This window comes from Gammaproteobacteria bacterium, from assembly GCA_016200485.1.
Lineage (GTDB): Bacteria > Pseudomonadota > Gammaproteobacteria > Tenderiales > Tenderiaceae > JACQEP01.
On sequence record JACQEP010000005.1, the window covers coordinates 35,625 to 59,402 of the forward strand.

24 protein-coding genes are annotated in these 23,778 nt (G+C 52.2%); 8 read left to right on the forward strand and 16 right to left on the reverse strand.

Going from position 1 to position 23,778, the window contains the following annotated elements:
- Nucleotides 1–345 precede the first annotated feature (345 nt).
- From hypD to HY272_02550, 4 genes are all read right to left on the reverse strand, one after another.
- The gene (hypD, locus tag HY272_02535) at nucleotides 346–1,416 is read right to left on the reverse strand and encodes a hydrogenase formation protein HypD (protein MBI3771567.1); all 1,071 of its coding nucleotides are present in this window, start codon (nucleotides 1,414–1,416) and stop codon (nucleotides 346–348) included.
- Between the two features lie 4 nt (nucleotides 1,417–1,420).
- The gene (hypA, locus tag HY272_02540; GenBank protein MBI3771568.1) at nucleotides 1,421–1,765 is read right to left on the reverse strand and encodes a hydrogenase maturation nickel metallochaperone HypA; all 345 of its coding nucleotides are present in this window, start codon (nucleotides 1,763–1,765) and stop codon (nucleotides 1,421–1,423) included.
- Nucleotides 1,758–2,003, reverse strand: a complete 246-nt coding sequence (locus tag HY272_02545) for a HypC/HybG/HupF family hydrogenase formation chaperone (GenBank protein MBI3771569.1) — start codon at nucleotides 2,001–2,003, stop codon at nucleotides 1,758–1,760. Before HY272_02545 ends, hypA begins: the two co-directional genes overlap by 8 nt.
- A gap of 161 nt (nucleotides 2,004–2,164) precedes the next feature.
- On the reverse strand, nucleotides 2,165–3,724 hold the full coding sequence (locus tag HY272_02550) for an AAA family ATPase (GenBank protein MBI3771570.1): 1,560 nt from the start codon (nucleotides 3,722–3,724) through the stop codon (nucleotides 2,165–2,167).
- A 130-nt stretch (nucleotides 3,725–3,854) separates the two neighbouring features.
- Between HY272_02550 and HY272_02555 the strand changes: the two genes are divergently transcribed.
- The 6 genes from HY272_02555 (at nucleotide 3,855) to cpdA (ending at nucleotide 9,142) form a co-directional block, all read left to right on the forward strand.
- The gene (locus HY272_02555; protein ID MBI3771571.1) at nucleotides 3,855–4,352 is read left to right on the forward strand and encodes a hypothetical protein; all 498 of its coding nucleotides are present in this window, start codon (nucleotides 3,855–3,857) and stop codon (nucleotides 4,350–4,352) included.
- A 138-nt stretch (nucleotides 4,353–4,490) separates the two neighbouring features.
- Nucleotides 4,491–5,045, forward strand: coding sequence for a hypothetical protein (locus tag HY272_02560; protein ID MBI3771572.1), 555 nt, complete (start codon nucleotides 4,491–4,493; stop codon nucleotides 5,043–5,045).
- 205 nt (nucleotides 5,046–5,250) lie between these two features.
- Nucleotides 5,251–7,209, forward strand: coding sequence for an ATP-dependent DNA helicase (locus HY272_02565; GenBank protein ID MBI3771573.1), 1,959 nt, complete (start codon nucleotides 5,251–5,253; stop codon nucleotides 7,207–7,209).
- 141 nt (nucleotides 7,210–7,350) lie between these two features.
- Nucleotides 7,351–7,524, forward strand: a complete 174-nt coding sequence (locus tag HY272_02570; protein MBI3771574.1) for a hypothetical protein — start codon at nucleotides 7,351–7,353, stop codon at nucleotides 7,522–7,524.
- Between the two features lie 124 nt (nucleotides 7,525–7,648).
- The gene (tsaB, locus tag HY272_02575) at nucleotides 7,649–8,335 is read left to right on the forward strand and encodes a tRNA (adenosine(37)-N6)-threonylcarbamoyltransferase complex dimerization subunit type 1 TsaB (GenBank protein MBI3771575.1); all 687 of its coding nucleotides are present in this window, start codon (nucleotides 7,649–7,651) and stop codon (nucleotides 8,333–8,335) included.
- Between the two features lie 9 nt (nucleotides 8,336–8,344).
- Nucleotides 8,345–9,142 carry a 3',5'-cyclic-AMP phosphodiesterase gene (gene cpdA, locus HY272_02580; protein MBI3771576.1) on the forward strand — a complete coding sequence of 266 codons (798 nt, stop codon included), beginning with the start codon at nucleotides 8,345–8,347 and terminating at the stop codon, nucleotides 9,140–9,142.
- 135 nt (nucleotides 9,143–9,277) lie between these two features.
- On the opposite strand, the gene phoU is transcribed toward cpdA, so the two are convergent.
- From phoU to HY272_02600, 4 genes are read right to left on the reverse strand one after another with little or no spacing between them, the layout of a single operon-like run.
- Complete coding sequence (phoU, locus tag HY272_02585) at nucleotides 9,278–9,988, reverse strand: phosphate signaling complex protein PhoU (GenBank protein MBI3771577.1); 711 nt, start codon at nucleotides 9,986–9,988, stop codon at nucleotides 9,278–9,280.
- A gap of 31 nt (nucleotides 9,989–10,019) precedes the next feature.
- Complete coding sequence (locus HY272_02590) at nucleotides 10,020–10,859, reverse strand: phosphate ABC transporter ATP-binding protein (protein ID MBI3771578.1); 840 nt, start codon at nucleotides 10,857–10,859, stop codon at nucleotides 10,020–10,022.
- A gap of 34 nt (nucleotides 10,860–10,893) precedes the next feature.
- The gene (pstA, locus tag HY272_02595) at nucleotides 10,894–12,546 is read right to left on the reverse strand and encodes a phosphate ABC transporter permease PstA (GenBank protein MBI3771579.1); all 1,653 of its coding nucleotides are present in this window, start codon (nucleotides 12,544–12,546) and stop codon (nucleotides 10,894–10,896) included.
- Nucleotides 12,546–14,810, reverse strand: coding sequence for an ABC transporter permease subunit (locus HY272_02600; GenBank protein ID MBI3771580.1), 2,265 nt, complete (start codon nucleotides 14,808–14,810; stop codon nucleotides 12,546–12,548). Before HY272_02600 ends, pstA begins: the two co-directional genes overlap by 1 nt.
- A gap of 210 nt (nucleotides 14,811–15,020) precedes the next feature.
- On the opposite strand from HY272_02600, the gene HY272_02605 reads away from it, so the two are divergent.
- Nucleotides 15,021–15,677 (forward strand): TIGR04211 family SH3 domain-containing protein, encoded by a 657-nt coding sequence (locus HY272_02605; protein ID MBI3771581.1) that lies wholly within the window; start codon nucleotides 15,021–15,023, stop codon nucleotides 15,675–15,677.
- A gap of 10 nt (nucleotides 15,678–15,687) precedes the next feature.
- Here HY272_02605 and nfi read toward each other — a convergent pair whose 3' ends face one another.
- The 6 genes from nfi to pstS form a co-directional block, all read right to left on the reverse strand.
- Nucleotides 15,688–16,392, reverse strand: a complete 705-nt coding sequence (gene nfi, locus HY272_02610) for a deoxyribonuclease V (protein ID MBI3771582.1) — start codon at nucleotides 16,390–16,392, stop codon at nucleotides 15,688–15,690.
- A 37-nt stretch (nucleotides 16,393–16,429) separates the two neighbouring features.
- A complete protein-coding gene (phoR, locus tag HY272_02615; GenBank protein MBI3771583.1) occupies nucleotides 16,430–17,761 on the reverse strand; it encodes a phosphate regulon sensor histidine kinase PhoR in 1,332 nt (443 codons plus the stop codon).
- Nucleotides 17,758–18,450, reverse strand: a complete 693-nt coding sequence (gene phoB, locus HY272_02620; GenBank protein MBI3771584.1) for a phosphate regulon transcriptional regulator PhoB — start codon at nucleotides 18,448–18,450, stop codon at nucleotides 17,758–17,760. The genes phoR and phoB overlap by 4 nt, the downstream gene beginning before the upstream one ends.
- Before the next feature lie 78 nt (nucleotides 18,451–18,528).
- Complete coding sequence (locus tag HY272_02625; protein MBI3771585.1) at nucleotides 18,529–19,383, reverse strand: MipA/OmpV family protein; 855 nt, start codon at nucleotides 19,381–19,383, stop codon at nucleotides 18,529–18,531.
- Nucleotides 19,364–19,753 carry an iron-containing alcohol dehydrogenase gene (locus HY272_02630; GenBank protein MBI3771586.1) on the reverse strand — a complete coding sequence of 130 codons (390 nt, stop codon included), beginning with the start codon at nucleotides 19,751–19,753 and terminating at the stop codon, nucleotides 19,364–19,366. Before HY272_02630 ends, HY272_02625 begins: the two co-directional genes overlap by 20 nt.
- A gap of 128 nt (nucleotides 19,754–19,881) precedes the next feature.
- Complete coding sequence (gene pstS, locus HY272_02635; protein MBI3771587.1) at nucleotides 19,882–20,853, reverse strand: phosphate ABC transporter substrate-binding protein PstS family protein; 972 nt, start codon at nucleotides 20,851–20,853, stop codon at nucleotides 19,882–19,884.
- A gap of 238 nt (nucleotides 20,854–21,091) precedes the next feature.
- Between pstS and HY272_02640 the strand changes: the two genes are divergently transcribed.
- The gene (locus HY272_02640) at nucleotides 21,092–21,436 is read left to right on the forward strand and encodes a histidine triad nucleotide-binding protein (GenBank protein ID MBI3771588.1); all 345 of its coding nucleotides are present in this window, start codon (nucleotides 21,092–21,094) and stop codon (nucleotides 21,434–21,436) included.
- Nucleotides 21,437–21,860: 424 nt separating this feature from the next.
- On the opposite strand, the gene HY272_02645 is transcribed toward HY272_02640, so the two are convergent.
- Both HY272_02645 and HY272_02650 read right to left on the reverse strand, forming a co-directional pair.
- Nucleotides 21,861–22,856 (reverse strand): DUF3187 family protein, encoded by a 996-nt coding sequence (locus HY272_02645; GenBank protein ID MBI3771589.1) that lies wholly within the window; start codon nucleotides 22,854–22,856, stop codon nucleotides 21,861–21,863.
- A gap of 10 nt (nucleotides 22,857–22,866) precedes the next feature.
- On the reverse strand, nucleotides 22,867–23,640 hold the full coding sequence (locus HY272_02650) for a DUF3943 domain-containing protein (protein MBI3771590.1): 774 nt from the start codon (nucleotides 23,638–23,640) through the stop codon (nucleotides 22,867–22,869).
- Nucleotides 23,641–23,778: the final 138 nt, after the last annotated feature.

The window sequence follows — 23,778 nt, forward strand, 5'->3', positions numbered from 1 at the left end:
ATGCGTGCTCTTTCTCACGACTTGGGAGGGCTGTGAAGAGAGTGACATAAGGTGTCTTTCGTAAAATGCCAGTCTATGGACTGAGTTCCACGGCTCAATGGTGAATATTAAAATTGTAATTAAGTGAGGTAAACCCCCGGCTCTGCCGGGGGACTCCCACAGGTTTGACCTATACGGCGGTCGATGTTCTGGTTTTTTATCCCCTCCTCCTAATTAAGGAGGAGGGGTGGCGGTGAAGTTGATGAAGATTCGCTGGTATGGTGTTCTTCACGCACACCACCCCGCCCTCCGGGCACCCCTCCTCATGTCATGAGGAGGGGAGGAAAATAGCGGGTGACAGCCGCCTTAAGGCGGCACCTGGTTTATATGACACGCCCCTTCTTCTGACACCATGCACGGCCCGATAGGGCGTTGCGGTGTACAACTTTTACCGAAGAGTTTGCATTCATTAGGGTATATTTTCCCGAGCACGACGTTGGCGCAATCGCAGCCCGCGGGCATTTGAGTGTTCTGAGTTGTTTCTGACGGAAGATTAAATATATCCTGCGCATCATGTGCGGCGTATTCACGCTGTAATTCAAAAGCGGAATCATTAATCTGACCAATGCCGCGCCAGATACCGGGTTTGATTTCGAATATTTGATCCAACAATGCCTGAGCCCGTGGATTGCCTTCTGGTTTCGCAACATCCGCGTAACAATTGTCGAGAAAGATTTTCCCTTCGAGTTTTTGGCGGAGGATGGAATAAATCGCGGCCAATAAACTTTCGCTGGTAAAACCGGCGACAGCCGCGGGTAGCTGATGTTCATCGACAATAAATTGCCACTCATTAACGCCCATGATGGTGGCGACATGGCCGGGAGCGATCAGGGCATTGAATGCTGCATCACTTGTACGGAGTAAATGTTTAACGATCGGCGCTGTTCGTCTGCCAGTGGCCAAGAGGCTGAGATTGGCGGGTAGACCTTGAGCGATGACAGCGGCAATCGGTGCCATGGTGGTTTCAAAACCAACAGCAAGAAAAATGCAACGTCGATCTGGATGTTGCTGCGCAATCGCAACCGCTTCTTGTGGCGTGGCAATAGCGTGCACGTCTGCACCGGCAGCGCGTGCCTGCTCCAGAGATCGAATTTGTGCCTGCGGGCGATTGATGGGTACGCGCAACATATCGCCGAAACTGATGATGATTGCCGATTGATCGAGACCGAGATTTATAACGGTTTCAATGGCTTCTTCCGGGCAAATGCACACCGGACAGCCTGGGCCGGGAATGAGTTCGATGTACGCAGGAAGAATAGTGCGCAATGCGGCGTGAGTGACGGTACGCTCATGACCGCCGCAGACGTTCATGATGCGGACGGGTGAGTCGGGTGCGGGTAGGCGATGAATGCGCTCCAGCCAGTTTCGTGCAGTCATCACGTCAAACGACAAGCTCCATGTCAGCAATGTGCATTTGATCGCCATCGAGCAGACGGGTGTTGTCGCTCTGGCAATGGCTGCAATGCATATGCTTGAGATCGCCCTCGGATTCACAGCCGCAATCGCGGCACTTAAAGCGCAAGGGGATCAGCCGCACAATCAGTTCAGCCCCTTCGGCAATTGTGCCATCGGAATTATGGGGGAAAGCCTGGCGTAGTTCTTCGGGATCAATCCCCGCCAGCGGGCCAATATCGAGCGTGACGGATTTTACTTTGCGGGCCTTGTGTTCCTGGGCAAAGGCCTCTATCTGTTGCAACAGGGATTTGCATAACGAATGTTCATGCATCTGCCAATTTCTCCATTGCCAGTCTCTCCATGTCATCGAACAATTGCCAGCGCGTGCGGGCCTCGCTGGCGTCAATCCTTTGTATGGCATGTCCCACATGCACCATCACAAAATCACCGACCTTTAGCGTTTGATCTGCCAGCAGAAATAGATCGACCTCGCGCGTAATGCCTTTGGACTGACACCGGGCGCGGTGGCCATCAATGGCCGTAATCTCCATAGGTATTCCGAGGCACATAACTCAGTATAGCTTCAATACCATTAATTTAGGCAAATAAGCTATAAAATGTAGGGTGGGTTAGTGTTTTTTGTGTAACCCGCCAAGTGTGCTTGTATTTAATGAGTGCCTCGCGGCAAGGCTGGCGGGTTACGTTGCGAAAAGCTCACAACTAACCCACCCTACATCGAGTTTTTCAGGTGGTTTATCAAGGTGCGGGCCGCAGTGTCCATCCCGGAATCAATCTTGATGATCATGTCTGCTTCATCATCAGTCAACGGTTCCTGGGTAGTGAGTTGCCGGTCGAGGATTTCGAGGGTGGCTTCGGAGGCATCGCGGGCTTGCTGCTGGCGCTCCATGACCCAGTGCCGCAACAGCTGTTCATCAGCATAAAAGTGAATGATGATGAATTTAATGCCGAGTTCGCGAGCCAGGTGTTGAAACAGTTCACGCTCACTTCGTTTAAGAAACGTGGCATCGACCACGACTGGCCAGCCACTGTTAATGACGGTACGCGCCAGCTCGGCGAGATACCGGTAGGTGCGTTGGCCGGCATCGGGGCTATAGATGCCGCTACCGGGGGCAGAATCAGTCCGTGCATCGGGACTTAATCCGAAAAGGCGCTTACGTTCGACATCGGAGCGCAGGCGAATCAAGCCATAATGTTCCAGCGCTGGTTGGGTGAGCGTGGTTTTGCCGGATCCGGACACGCCGTGGGTAATGATTAACGGTGTCTGATGTGGGATGGTGTATTGTTCCGCCAAAGCGATATAGCGGCGATAGTCACGCAATAACGTATCGCGTTGTTGGGGCGTGATGTCTTTTTGTTCCATCCGAATGACAGTGACCTTGGCCCGCACCAGGGCGCGATAGATTTGATAAAAGCGCAGAACCGCTAAGCCAGAATAATCACCGCTATAGTGTAAATAGGTGTTGAGATAACGCGCCGCAAAGTCCGGTCGGCCACGTTCGGCGAGGTCCATGGTGGTGAAGGCGACTTCGCTGATGATATCAATCCAGCGCAGGTTGGCGTTAAATTCAATGCAATCGAAAATGACCACCTCATTATCCATCAGCACCATATTGGCCAGGTGCATGTCACCATGGCAATTGCGGATGTAGCCATTCGCTTTGCGTTCGGCAAAGATGTATTCCAGACGTTGGAAGGTATTTACGCTCCATTCTTGTAAGCGAGACAGCGCTGCTTTATCAGCGCTGGATTCGAGTAACGGTTCAATGTGCAGAAAATTATCGGTGACCGGCTTGAAAATGGCTTTGGCTGTGCCGTGTGGACTTTCGGTCGTTGCAACTTCAATGCGTTGATGAAAGGCGGCGACGCGTGCGGCCAATTGATCGATATGTGCGGGTAGCAGTTCGCCACGGGCTAGCACCCGATCCAGTTGTTGTGGCTGATCAAATTGCTTCATCTTCACTGCATATTCGATGGCATCGCCGTCGCCCTCTAGTCGTGGCGAGGCCTCGCTACCAGTAATTGCTACCACCTCAAGATAAAGTTGCGGTGCCAGGCGGCGATTGAGGGTCATCTCCTGATGGCAATAGTGGCGACGTTGCTCGAGGGTGGTGAAATCGAGAAAACCAAGATCGACCGGTTTTTTGATCTTATAGGCGTAAGGGCCGGTGAGCAGCACCCATGAGATATGGGTTTCAATCACCTCAAACCCCGTGACCGGATGGTCAAAGAGCGCGGGATTTTGCAGGGCGGTGAGCAGGCGGCCGGTCATGGAGCACCTCGTAAAGTGGGCCTCCCTTGATTATGGCAGAGTTTGGGCGAGAGATAAGTCCCCGGATGGCTGGCCTTTTTGTGGCATTATCGCTATATAATGGGGTAACTGATTGATATAGGCTTTTGACGTGGCGCTGTATTCGCTGGACAAACTGATCGCCGAGACGCGCCGCATCGCGCGTGACTACAAACTCGCCACTGGCAAGCCGCTGGGGGGCGTCAGTAATGAGATCGCCCAGTTCGATGCCTGCCGCCTGCTTGATCTGGAACCGGCGCCGCCGGGAGCCGAGGGTGGCTATGATGCCGTCGGTAAAGGCAGTCGCGAAGGTCTGAAATATCAAATCAAGGCCCGCGTTATTTATGACGAAGGCAAGGCCGGGCAACGCATCGGTCAGCTCAAGCTCGAACAGCAATGGGATTCAGTGTTGCTGGTATTGCTGGATGAAAATTTCGAGCCCTATGAAATCTACGAGGGCGAACGCTCCGAAGTCACCGAAGCCATCAAAGAAAGCAACCGCAGCAAACGCGGCATGATGTCCGTCGCCCGCTTCAAAGCGGTGAGTCGTCTGGTGTGGACGAAGGAGCGGGGTGAGGAAGAAGAGGTTTGGGATAATCGGGCGGGGTGAGGTGTGGTGAAGGTTGCCCTGGGTTTCGCAAATAACTCTCAGTATAGGTTATGCTTGCTAATCTTGCTGATGCTGTTTTCGAGCTACTTGGTTAGTCAGCCAGATATTGCGTACGCACAGGAGGCTCCCGAAAGGGTTTTGTCTGAGCTATTGCAGAGTGATTTTGATGGGAATTCGGGAGGAAGAATAGATAAGGTTATTTATACTTCTCCCAATAATAATCAATGTCGTGGTGAAAAAGATTGTTCTCTCCCTGCCAGAGAAGTGTTTTTCCTTGATTCTGATCCTTTGTTGATTGTTAATGCCTGGAATATCGAGGAGATAATTTCTGTTGATAAGTCGCATATGCGAATTAAAGTGAACTTTAAAGTTCTCGCGAAGACTGAAGGAACAGGCACTCCATGGTGGGAGAACATGTCCGGCCGTGAAATTAGGGCGATAAAGGGACAACAGGAGCAACGGATTAACTATGACCTAGCGCTAAAAGACGGAAAATGGAAATTAATTGATCCTCCTATGCCATGTGTAGGTATTTTGGCAATAGTTAAGTTTTTTAAATCTAAAGAAGAATCTTATCGAGAACGGTTTAGTAAACTTAAATCGAATGGTGACAGTTTTCAACTAATGAATATCATGATTCATCATGAATGGGCACTTCGTCAGTTGCAAGTGCTGAATTTGGTAAACTTGTAACTTGTGGCCGTCTATACCATCAACCTATGCTTTTTATTCTACATACGGTGCGGTGAGCAAGCGTCGCGATTGATGCGGTTCACTGCGTTCACCACATCCTACCGATGGTGTATTGGGAGCGCGGCCATCCTGGCCGCTGTTTGCGGGCGGGACGCCCACGGTTCCGGTAAGCCGGATTCCGGTGCCACATTGAATATCAGCCGCAATGCAGGTTACAGTCCCCTCCATGATCGAACAAATGCATGAAGTCCTCGGCCCCCAAGGCCCCTTTGCCCACACCATTACCGGTTTTCAACCCCGCCCTCAACAACAGGCGATGGCAGAGGCTGTGGCGGAGGCCATCGCCGATTACGCAACACTGATCGCTGAGGCAGGCACGGGGACGGGCAAGACCTACGCCTATCTGGTGCCGGCACTGCTCTCGGGCAAGAAGGTGATCGTTTCCACCGGCACCCGCAATCTTCAGGATCAACTCTTTCATCGCGATTTGCCGATGGTGCGTTCGGCATTGAATGTGCCGGTGTCGGTGGCGCTGCTCAAGGGGCGGGCCAATTATCTGTGCCAGTATCGGTTGCGGCTGGCGGAGCAGGAAGGGCGGTTTGCCTCGCGTGAGGTGGTCGATCAATTTCAACGGGTGCGGAGTTGGGCGGGGCGGACGCAGGCCGGTGATATCGCCGAGGTGAATGATGTGGCGGAGGATTCTCCGCTCTGGCCGTTGGTGACTTCAAACGCTGATAATTGCATGGGCGGCGAGTGTCCGGATTTGGCGGAATGTCATGTCGCCAAGGCGCGGCGGGCGGCGCAGGAGGCGGAGCTGGTGGTGATTAATCATCACTTGTTGTTTGCGGACATGGCACTCAAGGAAGATGGTTTCGGCGAGCTGTTGCCGACGGCGGAAGCCTACATCATCGATGAGGCACATCAATTGCCGGAAGTGGCGAGCACATTTTTTGGTGTCAGCGTCGGTGGTCGGCAATTATTGGAGCTGGCGCGTGATAGCGTACTGGAGCATCAGCACGAAGCCGGTGATATGCCGGAATTGGTGAAGGCGGCGGAGACACTGGAATATCGCGTCCGTGATTTGCGTCTGGCCTTTGGCAATGAAGGGCGGCGCTTGTGGAACGAGGTGCGCAGCGAATCCAAGGTTATCAACGCATTTACAGAAATGAGCGATGCGCTGTCGGCATTGCATGAATTATTGTCAGCCGCTGCGTCGCGTGGCAAAGGATTGGAGAATTGTTGTGATCGGGCCGAGTTGTTGCAAACTCGACTTTCACAATTTGGTGAACCGGCTGTTAGCGAACAGATTTATTGGCTGGAGGTTTATCCGCGCACGTTTACCTTGAATGCGACGCCACTGGCGGTGGCAGAACCGTTCCAACGCTTTATGGCGATGCGTAAGGCGGCGTGGATATTTACCTCTGCTACCTTGGCGGTGAAGGACGATTTCAGTCACTACGCCCGTCAGCTGGGTCTGGAGGTAGCGGCAACCGCTAAATGGGATAGTCCGTTTGATTATGCCCGCAATGCTTTGCTTTATGTGCCACCGGATCTGCCCGAGCCGAACAGCGCCGACTATACGGATGCGGTGATTGAGGCCGCATTGCCAGTGGTGGAAGCAAGCCGCGGCCGGGCCTTTCTGTTATTCACCAGCCACCGGGCCTTGAAACGGGCAGCCGAGGTGTTGGTCGGACGTTGCGATTATCCATTGCTGATTCAGGGCTCGGCGCCCAAGTCTGAGCTGCTGCGGCAATTCCGGGAACTGGGGAATGCCGTGTTATTGGGTACCGGCAGTTTCTGGGAAGGGGTGGACGTGCGCGGTGAAGCTTTGTCTTGTGTGGTGATCGACAAATTACCATTTGCCATGCCCGACGATCCGGTGTTGCAGGCGCGGGTGCAGGCGATTGAACGACAGGGTGGCAACGCCTTTCGTGACCATCAGTTGCCGACAGCAGTGATTTCGCTCAAACAAGGGGTGGGGCGGCTGATTCGTGATGCCGAGGATCGCGGTGTAATGATGTTGTGTGACCCACGCTTGATTAGTCGCAGTTACGGCAAGGTCTTTTTGGATAGTCTGCCGCCGATGCGCCGCACTCGGCGTCTGGATCGGGTGCAGCAATTTTTTGCCCGGATGGAACAAGTTCCCAATGTTGCAGTGAGCTAAGTGGCAAAATTGTAAACAATTTTCAGGTCCTATCATGATTGGCTAAATCTTCGTCCAGGATCGCCGTTAACTTTATTGCAGGGTGCGGTGTTGGGCCTCAAGAGGGAATGGAGGCCGGGTAATAATCTAGGAGATCCAGTCATGTCCAGCTTATATAGTTTTATCGTTGAGGCCGTGGTCGTTTCTTTTTGCATGGGCGGAGCCATCGGTGCGGTCGTCACCATGCAGTTGCAGGTGCGGTCAAAACAAAATGTGGAACAGAATGATATCGCCGACGGCGAATTGCAGGTGGTACGTCGTCGCATTTCCAAATAATCGCTGATTTTTCGCAGACAGAACCGGCGTTCCCTGTAACGGGGCGCCGGTTTTTTTGTGAGACATTAAATACCGTTATCCGGTATCATATTTTGAACATTTTTCGCGATGAAAGCCTAAGCACTTGAAGATTCTCGCAATTGAAACCGCCACTGAAGCCTGTTCCGCTGCGCTGCTGAACGGCAACGAAGTTTTGGAACGCTATCAACTTGCGCCGCGTGGCCATGGGGACTTGATTCTGCACATGGCTACCGAAGTCCTGGCCGAGTCAGGGCTGAGTCTGGGGCAGTTGGATGCCATCGCTTTTGGCCGGGGACCCGGCGCCTTCACTGGGGTTCGGATTGCATGCAGCGTCGCTCAAGGCATTGCTTTTGGGGCCGATCTACCCGTTATTCCCGTCTCGACACTGGCGACCTTGGCTGCCGGTGGGCAGCGGGTAACCGGCAGCCAGCGAATCATCGCGGCGCTGGATGCGCGGATGGGCGAGGTGTACTGGGGAGTGTTTGAGCTGGCGGGTGGCAAGTTAACGTCACAAGCCGCTGAGGTGGTCTGTGCACCCGGCCAAGTGCCGCGGGTGGCAGGTGGCCAATGGCAGGGGATCGGCAGTGGCTGGTTGACCTATGGCGAGGTATTGATGGCGCATTACGCGTCACAATTAAGCGGAGTAAAGGCCGATTTGTTGCCGCAGGCTCGGGACGTGGCACACCTGGCCATCGATATTTGGGAGGCGGGAGGTGCAGTGGCCGCCGAACAGGCGCTACCCGTTTATCTGCGTGACAACGTAGCGGTTAAATCGAGTTCCTCATCATAAGGATGGCGAGTGCCTCAATCCAAACCTTATCTTGAAATCGCACACCTGACGGATACACATATCTTTGCCGATCCGCAAGGCGGTTTGTTTGGCTTGGAAAGCGAGCGGGCCTTGCGTGAAGTCATTGCGCTGGTGCAGCGGCGGCAACCTAATCTGGTAATGGTGACGGGTGATTTGATTCACGATGAACGTGCAGAGGCTTATGCACGCTTGAGTGAAATACTCGCTGATCTTGGTGTTCCCGTGTATTGCCTTGCTGGAAATCATGACGATCTGGATTTGATGCGTGTGTCTTGTGCAGGCGGTGAGCTGCGTTGTGACACAAGTATCGATGTCGGTGACTGGCAGATTTTGTCAGTGAATAGCGTAGTGCCAGGACAGGTGGGCGGTCATCTGGATGCTAATGAACTGGAATTATTACGACGCCGCTTGCAAACCAATCGCCACCGTCCAACGCTGGTGTGCCTGCATCATCAACCCGTGGCGATAGGATCGCAATGGCTGGATCGAATTGGTATCGACAATGGCGACGAATTATTTTCGATTCTGGATGTGCATCCGCAAGTAAAAGCGGTGTTCTGGGGGCATGTGCATCAGGAATATCACGCACAACGCAATGGCATGCAGTTGTTGGCGACACCTTCGACCTGTGTGCAATTCAAGCCCGTGAGTAAAGATTTTACCTTGGACATGATTCCGCCGGGATTTCGCTGGTTACACTTGCATAAAGATGGTCACCTTGAAACCGGTGTTGAGCGGTTGCGGGAGATTCCGGGGAAGATCAATTCCGCCGCCAAGGGTTATTGAAAAAATTGATTATTCACCACAGAGACATAGGGAACACAGAGAAAAGGCCTGGCTGCGTTGCCGATAACGCATTTGAGATTTGGTCGGCGATTTAATCAAAACTCTGTGCTCTTCGTGTCTCTGTGGTGAAAAAAATTAATATGGACCGAGCTGCAATTCCTCAGCCATCTGTTCCAGGCTAATATGGCGCACATCCTTGCCTTTCACCAGATAGATCACGTATTCGCAGATGTTGCGGCTGTGATCGCCGATACGCTCCAGCGCCCGTGCCGCCCACATCACATCTAGCACGCGTTTGATGGCGCGTGGGTCTTCCATCATGAAGGTGATGGATTGGCGCATGATACCTTCATATTCAAGATCGACCTTGAGGTCTTCCTTGGCAACCGTGATTGCCGCGGTGGCATCCATGCGGGCAAAGGCATCCAGGGTGTCGCGGATCATGCCTTGTACATGATTACCCAAGGATTGAATTTCCATATACCCATTACGTGGCCGTTCAAGTTCGGCGAGTGCCTTACCCATGCGGGCGACTTTCTCGGCCTGGTCACCCATGCGTTCCAGATCGGTGATGGCCTTGATGACCGTCACCACCAAACGTAAGTCACCCGCTGTTGGCTGGCGGCGGGCGAGGATGTGGGTGCATTCCTCATCCAGTTCGACTTCCAGCAGATTGACTTTGTAATCATTGGTGATGACCTTGTCGGCGAGGGCAATATCACCATCGGTCAAAGCGCGAACCGCATCGCGTACTTGTTGTTCGACCAAGCCGCCCATCGCGAACACACGACTGCGCAGGCGTTCGAGTTCGGCGTCAAACTGTTGTGAGATATGTTGCTTTTCCATTGTGTACCCCGTTAGCGAAGGCTTAATTCAATTAACCATAACGACCGGTGATGTAATCTTCGGTCTGTTTTTTGGCTGGGTTGGTGAATAAGGTGTTGGTGTCGTTTATTTCAATCAGGTCACCCATGTACATAAAAGCAGTGATATCGGACACACGTGCTGCCTGTTGCATGTTATGAGTGACGATGACAATGGTATAAGTCGACTTCAATTCATAAATCAATTCTTCGATCTTGAGCGTTGAAATTGGGTCTAGCGCCGAGGCGGGTTCATCCAATAATAGTACCTCCGGCTCGATAGCCACGGCACGGGCGATGACCAGACGTTGTTGTTGACCACCGGACAGGCCAAAGGCGTTGTCATGCAGACGGTCTTTAACTTCGTCCCACAAGGCGGCGCTACGTAATGATTTTTCCACGACTTCATCCAGTACACGGCGCGAATTCACGCCTTGGATACGCAGGCCATAGGCCACATTTTCATAAATTGTTTTGGGGAAGGGATTGGGCTTTTGGAACACCATTCCAACCCGACGCCGCAAATTGGAAACATCCACACCTTTGCGATAGATATTTTCACCGTCGAGCAGGATTTGACCTTCGATGCGGATGTCATCCACCAAATCATTCATGCGATTAAAACAACGCAACAACGTTGACTTGCCGCAACCACTGGGACCGATAAAGGCGGTCACCCGTTTTTTTGGGATGGTCATGTTGATGCCCTTGAGAGCCTCTTTCTGACCATAGAACAAGCGCAAATCCTTGGTTTCGAGCACCGTGTCGGCGGGCTCTAATTTCTCGCGGCGCCGGTCTTTGCCGAGTGACTCGGCATTAATGGCGTGAGTGCGTGGCGTTTGGCTGGGATTCATGGTGTTATCCATTGTCTGATTATGTCACAAAAAATTAATGTTCCATGGCGCGGTATTTCTCGCGCAAACGATTACGTATGGCGATCGCGGCCAGATTGAGTACGATCACCACCAGCACCAGCAAAAATGCTGTTGCGTAAACTAGCGGTCGTGCCGCTTCGATATTCGGACTCTGGAAGCCGACGTCATGGATATGGAAGCCCAGGTGCATGAATTTGCGATCCAGATGCAGGTAAGGGGGGATCGAATCGATGGGTAGCGATGGCGCCAATTTCACCACGCCCACCAGCATCAGTGGTGCGACTTCACCGGCAGCACGAGCGACGGCAAGAATCATGCCCGTCATGATTGCCGGGCTGGCCATCGGAATCACGGTACGCCAGAGTGTTTCAGCCTTAGTCGCGCCCAGCGCCATGCTACCTTCGCGGATCGAGCGTGGGATACGCGACAAACCTTCTTCAGTGGCAACGATGACAACAGGCACAGTGAGTAGCGCCAGGGTTATTGAGGACCACAACATGCCCGGCGTGCCGAACACGGGGGCGGGCGCCGCTTCGGGAAAGAACAATGCATCCACCGAACCGCCCAGGAAATAGACGAAGAAACCTAAGCCAAAGACGCCGTAAACAATCGAAGGAACCCCCGCGAGATTGTTGACGGCGATGCGGACGAGGCGAGTCAGAAGGCCTTGTTTGGCGTATTCACGTAAATAAACGGCTGCGATGACGCCAAAAGGGGTGACCATCAGTGACATGATCAACACCAGAATAACGGTGCCGAAAATGGCGGGGAAGATGCCGCCTTCGGTATTGGCTTCGCGCGGTTCCTCACTTAAAAATTCCCATACCTTCATGGCATAGAATGAGGCTTTGTCGACAGGCGTCATCGCATTCGGCAAATAGGCGCGAATGACTTTGGAGACGGGGATCTCAACCACTTGTCCATCCATGACCTCGACCTGGAAACTATCGCGGCCAATTTCTGTATAAAGTTTGGCAAGTTGTGCTTCATGTTTTTCATATTGCTGGCGCAGCTCAGTGCGTTCTTCTTCTATGAGTGCCAAACGCTCTGGTGTGTTCTCGCCATTGATTTCAAGCTTACGCTGATCCAGGCGTAAGCGCTCCAGATGACCATTGATGGTGCCTAACTCGCCCCTTTCGATGCTGCGTATCTGGCGACGCAGGTCTTCGGCGCGTGCAATGCGCGATTGAAGTTCCTGCCATGCGGCATCACCATTGGCAACTACTTGATGGTTTTCCATGACGGTGCGCAGGAAGCCGTAAAAATTGCCCCACTCAGCCCGTTCGACAGTCATCAAATTGGCGGGGAAGGTGCGGTCGGTGAGCAGTGGTTTGACCATCCACCTGAAATCCTGGCCGGAAACATCGCGGTTTCCGGTCTTGATCAGATAACGGGTGATCATTTTGTCTTTGGTGTCGAGGTGGATGCCACTGTCGGCAACCCGTTCGATGGCGACCGATTCGCGAGTATGCACTTCACCAATGATGCGAATTGAAGATTGTCCGGGTTCCTGATAATTCGCCATCATGACGTCGGATGGCCAGAAGTGCCCCATGCCACGCACGGCGATCAAGCCTAGTAAGCCGATCACGACGATAATACAAACGCTAACCGCAGCTGCCGTTAGCCAGACCCATGGTGCACCACTTTTTATCCAGCTTTTCATTATAGTGAACTATATTTTTTCCGTAGCCGTTGTCTAACGATTTCGGCAATGGTGTTGAAGATAAAAGTGAATATCAGAAGTACCAACGCAGTTAGGAATAGTACCCGGTAGTGAGTGCTATTCACTTCGGATTCCGGCATTTCAACGGCGATGTTGGCCGATAGCGTACGTAATCCCTGGAAGATACTTAAATCCATCACCGGCGTGTTGCCTGTCGCCATTAACACAATCATGGTTTCACCGACAGCGCGGCCAAAGCCGATCATTACCGCAGAGAATATGCCGGGGCTTGCGGTCAGCAGCACAACGCGGGTCAGGGTTTGCCATGAGGTTGCGCCCAAGGCCAAGGAGCCATTGGTCAGATGTTTAGGTACACTGAAGATGGCATCTTCGGCAATAGAGAAAATGACCGGAACCACGGCAAAGCCCATGGCAATGCCCACCACCAAGGCATTGCGTTGGTCAAATTTCATGCCAAATTCAGTGTCGAGCCAGGCTCGCATGTCTCCACCAAAGAACCAACCTTCAATCGTGTGGCTCATAGCAAACGCCAGCCAACCCGCCAACAGAATGACTGGAATGAGTAGTGCCGGTTGCCAGCCATCAGGAACGGTTGCACGTATGTTGCGTGGCAATTGATGCCAGCTGAAACTGAATACCAAGATCGTAACCGGTAACAATATCAATAACGTGAATACGCCAGGCAAATAATTTTCGAGCAAAGGCGCCAGCCACAATCCTGCCATAAATCCTAAAATGACCGTTGGCAGCGCTTCCATGATCTCGATCGTGGGTTTGATGGTGCCGCGCAATTTGGGCGTCATGAAATAGGCGGTGTATATTGCCCCCATCAATGCCAGCGGGATAGCGAATAACATGGCATAGAAGGCAGCTTTCAGTGTGCCGAACGCGATGGGAACCAGGCTGAATTTCGGTTCGAAATCGTTGCTGGCGGAGGAAGATTGCCAGATGTAATCGGGCTTGTCGTAATTTTCGTACCAGACTTTGTTCCAGAGCGAAGACCAGGAAACTTCTGGGTGTTCGTTGTGTACGTGATAGAAATACACTTGATTGTTGGCATCTTCTGCCAGCATCCCGTTGGCGTGAGGCGACACTGCCAAATAGCGAATCGGCGCATCACTGATCTTTTCTTGCAGGATGGTGCGATTGGCCGTGGCATGGAAGATACCGATATCGCCGTTGCTGTCGCCGCCGATAAATCCTTTACGGCTATGTTCTGGCGCAATGGCGTCCACGGAGTTATTACCAACTTTAAACAAACGGATCTTGGTCAGATTGTGAATATTGTTACTATCCCGCACCGGGAACCACTGTGTGATCCAGCCATTGCTGTCTCCTACCAGTAATGAAATATCGCCGGTAAGGAAGCGCAGACTGGTGATGCTGCTGCCCTGACTAGTGACCGAGACACGATTGATCAATTCAGGAGAATCTGGATTGCTGATGTTAAAGCTTGAGATTTGGCCATTGGCATCTGCCGAATAGAGTGATTTCAAATCCTTTGTAATTCGGAGATGGGTAATGGGTGCCGGTTGGTTTTCAAAAGTATGGCTTGTTGCCTTGATTGTTGTGCTTTCGTCGAGAAATGAGGTTTCTCGGGTGATAAAGTAGACGATTAACTGATTGTTGTCAGTCGCGGCGGCAATGACGGAGTTTTCGTCCCCCTCGGCGACAGCCAGGGTTTTAATGAATGTCCCGTGTGGGGCAATTTGTATCGGCGTATCGCCTAAAGGAAACTCCATGGCAGGAGTGACTGTGCGCGTGTTGTCGGCGTAGCTGGTGGAGAAAGCGCGTTTCGTAACAATTACCCGGCCATCGGATAGGGCATAGCCCGTCACTTGCGAGTCTGGCGAACTGGCGGCATAACTGGTAATCGTCGTGTTGGCAGGAATAGGCAACGCCTGTTCCAAAATGAGCTTGCCGGTTACAGCTTCAAAAAAGATGACATTTCCGCTTTGAGTATCACGAAAACCGATTTCGTTTTGTTCATCCAGCCCCAGTGCCAGGGTAGCGGACTGTGGATTGCTGCCGGGCGCGGGATAGTGGCCCCGGGATTCGATTTCACCCGGAATAAACAGGGGGTAGACCACATAGGCGAGGTAAAAGAAGATGAGTAGGATGGCGGCAATGACCGCGATGCCACCAATGCCAATAAAATACTTGGCCAGCAAGTCCTTGATTCGGCGTTGTAACCGGCGCCGGGCTGCGGCTGGAGAATCGCTGGGCGGTAATACAGTGGCCATAGGGGACGTTTCGGGTCAAATTTCCGGCAATGTTACCTATCATTTATTACAGTTTTGTTACAAAACAATATTTTTTATATGTGAGTTGATAAGCCAATGAATCTAAAGGATACTTGATTCAGGACGATAAGCTGAGTGATACCCCTGGGGTCGGACGCTTGTAACAAAGGGGTAGGCCATGGAATGACTGGTTAGAGAGGCATGTATTCAATGCGTTATTCGTTAATTGCCTTGTTGATCTTCGGTTTTGCATTACCGCCAGTATATGCGGCCGATGTCTATGTCAGCGATTATTTGGTAATCACATTGCGTGCGGGCAAAGGCGATTCATTCAAGGTGGTGAAGTCTTTGTCATCGGGCATGGTGCTGGAGGTCATTGAGGTCGATGGTGAATTTACCCATGTCCGGACTAAAGAGGGCTTGGATGGGTGGGTCCGGAATCAGTATCTCAGTGAAAAACCGGTCGCTCGCAGCTTGGTTGATGACTATAGCAAGAAGCTGGAACAGCTGGCGGCAGAAAACAAAAAGCTTAAAGACTCGTTGGCAGAAGTTAACCGTGAAGCCAAACAGTTATCCCAGGATCAAAAGCGGATTGTTGCAGAAAAGACCAAGATGGAGCAGGAACATGCTCAAATCAAGGAGCTTGCCGCACGCCCAATGGAGCTGGAAGATAAAAATAAAAATTTGAGCAGTGAAAATACAGCGATGAAGACGGAACTGGCTAAGTTGCGGCTGGAGTCGAGCGAGTTTAAAAAAAATCAAGTGCAGAAATGGTTTTTGGCTGGCGGAGGGGTGTTTCTATTTGGAATTGTGGCGGGTCTGATATTGCCTCGGTTTAAATCTCGTCGTCAGTCTAATTGGGTGTAGTAGGGGGGATTCATGAATCGCCCCTACGGTTATGTTTGATCTGAGGTGGTACTGTTGTACCTGATGCCAAACGGTGTGCCCAGCGTGTGGTTTCCGGTAATCGAAAACGGGTGGTGCAGGCCATCACATAATGAATCGCTGTTGCCAGGCTGATTTTGTGGCCAATGGAAATATACAACGGCTTAGTACCGGCGCGACTCCGTAATACAGCGCCAATGATTTCTCCCTTGTCGATTAATTTAGTCCATGTGCCGCGTTGTTCAGGGCAAGGAACATGGATGCCTACAAGACGTGTTTTTGCCACACCGATAGTTGCGATATCGGTGCAGAGTCCTAGATGGCAGGCAATTCCTAAGCGCCGCGGATGCGCCAATCCTTGGCCATCCACCAGGATCAGTTCGGGTAGTCGCTGTATCTGTTTGAGGGCATCAAGTATTACCGGTATTTCCCGAAACGAAAGCAAGCCGGGGATATAGGGGAATGTGGCTGGGCGGCGGGCGATTGCATAATCCAACAGGTTTAATTCGGGGAAACTGAGTATCGCAACAGCGGCGCGCGCAATGGTGCCGTTATTTTCAAAGCCAACATCAACGCCGGCAACGGTAGCTGGTGTAGGAAAGCAATCATGGGTGATGATATTTGCGGCCAATTCCTTTTGCAAGGCGATGGCTTGTTTGGGGCTCAATTCCCAGGAATATGGGTAGGGGTGATTCATGAATCACCCCTCCGTCAAATGTCCACGTGCCGCCATGTTACGAATGCGAGCGGATTTTTTCCGCGCTGGAATCTAAAACAGAAGAGATCTGGCTGTTGGGAAAATCGCAGCTAAATGTACTGCCCTGATTGATGACCGAAACGATGCGTAACTGTCCCTGATGACGCTGCAGCACGTGCTTAACGATGGCCAAGCCCAGACCGGTGCCGCCTGTCTCGCGTGAACGTCCGGTATCGACGCGGTAAAAGCGTTCGGTCAGGCGTGGAATGTGTTGGGCCGGGATGCCGATGCCAGTGTCTTGAACCGTCAGGTGTGCGCCACTGCTGTCACGATACCAGCGAATATTGATGCGTCCCTGGGCGGGGGTATAGCGTACGGCATTAAAGATCAGGTTTGAAAAGGCGCTGTGTAATTCATTAGGCACACCGCGCAATTCAAGCGAGGGATCGGCGTCCAGCGAAATCTGATGGTGCTGATCGCCGCTCAGGGCCAGCGCATCCTGGAGGATTTGATTCAGGATGGCTGGCACATGAACATCGCTGGTTTCCTGTGCTGTGGGCTCTGTTTCCAGGCGCGTTAACACCAGTAGATCTTTGACGATGTTTTCCATGCGCGAGGTTTGTTGCTGCATCAATTGCAGCGATCTGCGCCAAGGTTTGAGCGCATCATCGCTGTCATCTTGCATGGTTTCAAGATAGCCATTCAGGACTGTCAGTGGGGTGCGTAATTCATGAGAAATATTGGCGACGAAATCACGGCGCATATTTTCAAGTTTGCGAATACGGGTGATGTTACGGGCAATCAATAATTGTTGGTTCTGGCCAAATTGAACGATACGGATGGAGACAAATTCCTGTTCATTACCTAACGGGTGGATTTCTATCGGCGATGAAAAATTTCCTGCATCCAGGTAATTGTTGAACGCAGGATTACGGATCAAATTACCAATGTATTGACCGCGATCCTTCTGGTTGTGCAAGTTAAATAATTGTTGCGCGGGGGGATTAAACCATTCGATTTGACCAAGATCGTTCAAGACGATCGTGGCATCCGGCATGGCCGAGGTCGATTCTTGATAGCGGCTTAGATAACCTGTCAGGCGTTTTTGCCGTTCACGGGCGCGTTTTTGCAAGAGGTAGAGCTGATCAAAGACTTCAGCCCAGATACCGCGACTGCTGGGGAGGGTGGCTTTACCACGTGATTCGAGCCAGCGCTCAAGATAGCGCAGATTCCGCAGACTCCAGGCTAGATAAAGGGTGATGGCAATCAGGGCGGCTAATGTAGAGCGTCCAAAAAGGGCGCCGATGAAGGTGGCAACGGCAACCCAGCCCGCTAATCGGAACAGCTCACTTGTCCAGGGATTGATCAATCGTTTCCTCGCGTCGAAAACCGGTAACCGGCGCTTCTGATCGTTTGAATGAAACGGTCATAACCACTTTCTTCCAGGGCTTTACGCAACCGTCGGATGTGGACATCGACGGTGCGTTCTTCGACGTAGACATTACTACCCCAGACCTGATCGAGCAACTGGGTACGGCTATAAACCCGGTCAGGATGCGAAATAAAATACTGTAACAAGCGGAATTCCGTGGGTCCCAGTTCCACGGTTTGCCCCTTGGCGGTGACGCGATGACTCTCAAGGTCTAGCTCCAGTCCTTCCGCATTCAACTTGTTCTGGCCATGGCCAGGCAGGCGGCGGAGCACTGCTTTGATGCGGGCCATCAGCTCTCTTGGCGAAAAAGGTTTGGTGATGTAGTCATCGGCGCCACTTTCGAGGCCGCGGATTTTATCGTCTTCTTCGGCGCGGGCGGTGAGCATGATGATCGGTAATTCGGCGGTATCGGCTTCCTTTTTGAGTCGGCGGGCAAAATCGACGCCGCTCATATCGGGCAGCATCCAGTCGAGCAGGAGCAGGTCGGGGCGATGTTCGGCAATTTGTAATTGGGCGCCACGGGTGTCACCGGCTTCATAGATTTCATAGCCGCTACGTTCCAGCGCAAAGCGTACCATTTCCCGAATCGAGGGTTCATCGTCGATGACTAATATCTTGGCTGACATGGTAATTCCACAGGTTATTTATCTGGTGGTCATTAAAATTTAATATTGTTACCAGAATATGACAATTTAGAAATCTTCTCAGGGTATTTCTAGCCGTTTTTCAGAAATGAGCAAAATCTTGGTCAGCGCGATGCCGAAGATATGGTAACTGTCGCGTTCGACCAGGGGGCTGTTGTGAAACGCCGCACCTTGCAGGGTATCGAAACGGGCAAAGGCAGAGAATCTGAGGGAGCCAAATTGATGGTGAGTCACCAATGTGATACGGCTGCCGCTATAACCGCCGGGGCTGTCGTAAGCAGGGCGAGTCGTTGTCGCATACTGGGGCTCCACCGAGTAGTAATAATCGTGATAGGGGGAGTTGGCGAATAAGGGACCGATGCTGGCGGTGAAGCTCCACTCATTACTGTTATAGTGTTCGGCCTTGTATTCAATATAGGGCGCAAATACCCAGCCCTGATGATTGATGCCGCTATCGCCAATTGAAAATACCGAGCGTAATGGCAGCCCCAGCCATACGCTATCCCGTTTTTCCGGATGATTCCATAGGCGTGCCAATAGCGAGGGTCCGAACTCAGCCGTGGGCGCCAGATCGGGCATGCCGGCCCGTGCATTGTTGCGGTCACTGCTGACCGGCAGTCCGCCCGCGAGACTGATATCGAGTTTTAAATCAGGTGAACGGAACAAAAAACCTTGCAGGTTGCCGTCGGCAAAATTTATCCGTTCGCTGCGGTAAACGAGGTAAGGGAAGGGAAGTAAATAATCATTGTCATGCGCTGAGCCGCGATAATTTTGCAGATGCAATGCAGTAACACCGGCACCCAGTTCCCATTTTGGCAATAGTTGCGCCGCCGCATTTTGATTCGGCAGCAGTGTGCTGCCGAAGAGAGCGATGACGCATGATGTTTTGCAATACCTAAATACGGGCGAGGACAATCTGTGTTACCTCGTCGTCGTTAAGTACGATGGGATTGATTAACATGCTGTTGCCGCGACTGTTGGCATGTTGTGGCGCGCGTTGTTTAAGGGCGGCGATGTTGATCTCAGTGGCCTTTGTCACCAACGTGCCAGACCACGCCATGCGGGATTGGGAAAAAGGCTCCCAGTGGCGAGGCCAAGCCATGCCGCATTGTTGCAGGTCATCGATCAACGTTTGCCAATGTGAAGTGGCGCGCAACGAACGGGCGCCGGTGACGAGCAATATCTTGCGTCCATGGTTGGCAGCCAGGGTCGCAAGTTCTTTAATCCGGCCCCGGCCAAAGATGATGCGTGGTAACCGCGAGATAGCAAAGGGTGCAAACTGCATGTAGCCCGACCTTTATTGATTGAATTCCTTTAGCTTATCAAAGGCGCTCGCTACCAGGGTAAGCGCGGCCAAAAAAGAAAGCCCCGCACTAGGCGGGGCTCGACCGGTAGGTCAGACTGATGTTGAGATTACTTCAATTTGGCCAGTTCTTTTTCTAGAACTTTGGCTGGTAGCGGGATAAAACCGTCTTTCTCGACCTGCTCCTGTCCCGTCTTGGACAGCACCATCTTCAGGAACTCCAGTTCCATGGGTGAGAATGGCTTGTTCGGGGCCTTGTTGACGTAGATATAGAGATAACGGGAAAGCGGATACTCGCCGCTGATCGCGTTCTCTTCGGTAGCTTCGACGAAGGCTTCGCCTTCCTTCGTGGCCAAAGGCAGCGCCTTCACAGTGGCAGTCTTATATCCGATGCCGGAGTAACCGATACTGTTAACCGAGGCGCTCACTGACTGTACTACCGAGGAAGAACCCGGTTGCTCGTTGACAGTGTTCTTGAAGTCGCCTTTGCACAGTGCATGTTCTTTGAAGTAACCGTAGGTTCCGGAGACAGAGTTACGGCCGAACAACTGGATGTTGCGATTGCTCCAGCTACCGCTGAGACCAAGCTGATCCCACTTGGTGACATCGTTGGCGTAGCCGCACTTGCGGGTGGCGGAGAAGATGGCATCTACCTGGGGCACGGTCAGACCCTTGATCGGGTTGTCCTTGTGCACAAATACTGCCAGGGCGTCGATGGCTACCCGAATGCCTGTGGGTTTGTAGCCATATTTGTCCTCGAAGGACTGAATTTCCTTGTCTTTCATCGCCCGGCTCATTGGGCCGAAGTTGGAGGTACCTTCAGTCAGGGCTGGCGGTGCGGTCGAGGAGCCAGCAGCCTGCACCTGAATGTTGACATTGGGATAAAAACGCTTGAAATCTTCGGTCCAGAGTGTCATCAGGTTGGCCAAGGTGTCCGAGCCGACGCTGGACAGATTGCCGGCCACACCACTGGCCTTTTTGTATTGGGGAATCTGCGCATCGACCGATGCCAATGTTACATTTGCCGTCAGGCTCACGGCGGCAGCCAGGGCTGAGAGGGTCAACAATTTGGAAGCTTTCATTACGTTAATACTCCTTAAAATTAAGGCTTGGTTGGGTCTACGATGCGGGATCGTTTTCCCGCTGTACGGTGAAGCATTCTCTGCCGTTTTCGTTACGATTGTGTTAACAATTTGTTGCAGTTTTATGACAGCGGCTAGAATTTTACTCAAAATGACGAGCTTAATGAGTCAGTATAGTCAGCGAGTGGGTCTGTGGCCAGTGGTCGTCTCTAGTGATAATTATTATGAGGAGTAATTCATGACTGATTGTTTATTCTGTAAATTTGCATCTGGCGAGATCAAGCCCAAGGTGGTGTATGAAGATGATGCCGTGCTGGCTTTTCGTGACATCTCGCCACAAGCCCCTAGCCATGTGCTGGTCATACCCAAACGTCACATCAGTACGGTGAACGATTTGTGTGACGGCGATGCTGAGCTGGTCGGCCGTCTCTACTTGGCTGCCAAGCAGGTTGCTGAGCAGGACGGTATTGCGGCTTCAGGTTATCGCACAGTGATGAACTGTAATGCCGATGCCGGACAATCCGTGTTTCACATCCATCTCCACGTACTGGGTGGGCGGTCCATGAAATGGCCGCCGGGTTAACACCGATCCGACGGCCCGGAGCTTGGGGGGTATTGATGCTGCCGATCAGCTGGCGCGCGAGACTGATGTGGAAACGGATGGAGCCTCAGGTGCTGCTTGAGTTGCAAATGGATGCAAACGATTGGGTCGATTTACGAGAAGCGGCGAGTGAATTGTCAGGCATGATGTAAATGCCCCTATGTTCAAGACAATAAAAAAGGCGGGGATACCGCCTTTTTGGTTACGCGTTGTCGCTTTTATCGCTGCGATAGATCTGAACGACCAGAACAACCATCAGCGTCAACGCTACAGCGGCGACACCGATCACCATGTTGGTGATGAAATCGATAGTAATCATGAGTACGGTTCTCCCAAAACAAACGCTCGGCTCACTTTATTTGAAATCGACATATTTGACAATGGCGCCGGGTTAATTAATTGTAAATTAATAGCGATGAGATACCGTAACATTTACAAGGAAATCAGGCGTGGTGTCGGAGAACAGATTTTCACCAACGCCGAGATCGAGCGAGGTGGATCGGCCAGTATAGATCGTCCCTCCCACCGTGAGCTGTAGGGAACTGGCGCTGAGTTGTGCGAGTTCGCTTTTGTAGAAAGGGGTGTGGCCGTCAAGTTGTGCCTTGAGGTCGATGGAGGCCAGTGCATGCCAATTGAGGCCAAGGCCGCCAAAAGCCACCCAATGGCGTTGTTGCGTGGGCAGGATGTCGCTGTCACTGAGTGCTAACAGGCCGAGCTGGCCATAGGTCGTGATGCGTTGGGCACTGAGGTTGCGATCGATGCCATTCACGCTGAGGGCAATATCAGTGCTGCCGCTGCCCATTAGTCGTTGGCTGTTCCCCGTTGGAAGTTTCAGGCTACCACGGAGGGTGACTTCACGGCGCTGGTCAGAGGCTTGATAGAGTCCGCTGGCCGCAAAGAGGCGAATATCGCCGAGCCCTTCACGATTGGTGCGGATAGCGACCAACTCCTGGCCCTGTCGGCGGTAACTGTAGTCCAGGACATTGCTCGGTGTTTTGTTGCGCTCGGTGTTACTGAGACCGAAGGTGCGATGCCAACCTTCGATGAAATTATCGAGCATGCCATTGTGGTGGGCAACGATCGGGACTTCGATGCCGATTTCTCGCTGATCGCCGAGCCCGCGACGAAATGTCAAGCCCAGACGATAGGATTCGCCATCGAGCGAAATTGATTCATTGGCGCTGTCGTTCAGTATTGAATTATTGGCAAGGTCGAAGATCAGCTGGGTATGAAGGTGCTGCGATGGTGTAATTGTGGCCGGTTCCATTGGCGGCAGGCCGTAAATTTGAATAAATGGATTTTGGTTGCGAATGGCAAAGGGCGTGGGTTGATCAGTGAGGAGATTGCCGTAAGCAGTATTCAAGATACCCGTCAGGCAAAACAGGATCAGGGCACGGACCATTATGGCTCCTTTACCATTGGAGTAATCCCACGACTCCTATATTATTGTGTATCGACTTATCGGCGACACCTCTCTCGGGGCTCACGGTCGGAAAGACATCCAGACTCGACTGCTTACCAAAGGTGCGTAAGACGCTTTTATTAACGGCGCCCAAAGGGTCGATCAGGAATAAGGCTACACTGTCAGTCCACGTTTTTTCGCCGGTGGCGTCGATTTTGTTTAGGATTTTTTGCCGGCCAATCATGAAGTATTCGCCCAGCACGGCGCCGCCGACAGGGGTAAATATCAAATCTTGAACCGAGGCGGGTTCGAAGATGGCTTCGATACCATATTCGTAGAGCGTGGACATGGCGGTGGCGTAACCCAACGACTGTTCGCGGCTAAAACCGCGATTACGGGCACGAGTATAGTAAACGGCGCCAAAGTAAGGGTGACCGATGTAGTTGACTTCCCAGCGATCATGGTCGCGGCGAAGACTATTGACATTATCATTCCATTTGCGAAATGGGTTGCCATTCTTCTGCTGGGTACTCCATTTGGAAACGCTCTCGGGGCTAAAATAAAGAACGGTCACCACACCCACTTGGTAGAGCAGGAATAATTTTGTGTCCAGCCAGAGGCCAGCTGAGTCGCTTTGTTCGGGAATCGACAGGACCATGCCGTTGGAGAGAATGCGGTTATTGTCAGGCAATGACTTAAGGCCAGTGACTTTGGGGGTGCCAGGCGGGAGCTCGGCGGATGCTGCGGTATCATCATTCAGGGCGACGGCTGTTTCGAGCGGCATTGAATGCGCGGCCCAGTCATAGTCCAGGCAAGAAGCAGGCAGTGGGGCTAGGCAGAGTGCCAACCCTAGGAATATCCATCTATTCATCGAAAAATTATTTTAAGTGGTCATGGCGATAGGGTATTAGGATACCTGATT

Coding starts and splice junctions, on each gene's coding strand:
- HY272_02605 (MBI3771581.1), top strand. CDS start 15,021: ATGCGTTATTCGTTAATTGCCTTGTTGATCTTCGGTTTTGCATTACCG.
- hypD (MBI3771567.1), bottom strand. CDS start 1,416: ATGACTGCACGAAACTGGCTGGAGCGCATTCATCGCCTACCCGCACCC.
- phoU (MBI3771577.1), bottom strand. CDS start 9,988: ATGGAAAAGCAACATATCTCACAACAGTTTGACGCCGAACTCGAACGC.
- phoB (MBI3771584.1), bottom strand. CDS start 18,450: ATGTCAGCCAAGATATTAGTCATCGACGATGAACCCTCGATTCGGGAA.
- pstA (MBI3771579.1), bottom strand. CDS start 12,546: ATGAAAAGCTGGATAAAAAGTGGTGCACCATGGGTCTGGCTAACGGCA.
- HY272_02545 (MBI3771569.1), bottom strand. CDS start 2,003: ATGTGCCTCGGAATACCTATGGAGATTACGGCCATTGATGGCCACCGC.
- HY272_02630 (MBI3771586.1), bottom strand. CDS start 19,753: ATGCAGTTTGCACCCTTTGCTATCTCGCGGTTACCACGCATCATCTTT.
- HY272_02590 (MBI3771578.1), bottom strand. CDS start 10,859: ATGAATCCCAGCCAAACGCCACGCACTCACGCCATTAATGCCGAGTCA.
- pstS (MBI3771587.1), bottom strand. CDS start 20,853: ATGAAAGCTTCCAAATTGTTGACCCTCTCAGCCCTGGCTGCCGCCGTG.
- HY272_02570 (MBI3771574.1), top strand. CDS start 7,351: ATGTCCAGCTTATATAGTTTTATCGTTGAGGCCGTGGTCGTTTCTTTT.
- HY272_02600 (MBI3771580.1), bottom strand. CDS start 14,810: ATGGCCACTGTATTACCGCCCAGCGATTCTCCAGCCGCAGCCCGGCGC.
- hypA (MBI3771568.1), bottom strand. CDS start 1,765: ATGCATGAACATTCGTTATGCAAATCCCTGTTGCAACAGATAGAGGCC.
- HY272_02640 (MBI3771588.1), top strand. CDS start 21,092: ATGACTGATTGTTTATTCTGTAAATTTGCATCTGGCGAGATCAAGCCC.
- HY272_02550 (MBI3771570.1), bottom strand. CDS start 3,724: ATGACCGGCCGCCTGCTCACCGCCCTGCAAAATCCCGCGCTCTTTGAC.
- nfi (MBI3771582.1), bottom strand. CDS start 16,392: ATGAATCACCCCTACCCATATTCCTGGGAATTGAGCCCCAAACAAGCC.
- HY272_02565 (MBI3771573.1), top strand. CDS start 5,251: ATGCAGGTTACAGTCCCCTCCATGATCGAACAAATGCATGAAGTCCTC.
- HY272_02650 (MBI3771590.1), bottom strand. CDS start 23,640: ATGCCGCTCGAAACAGCCGTCGCCCTGAATGATGATACCGCAGCATCC.
- HY272_02645 (MBI3771589.1), bottom strand. CDS start 22,856: ATGGTCCGTGCCCTGATCCTGTTTTGCCTGACGGGTATCTTGAATACT.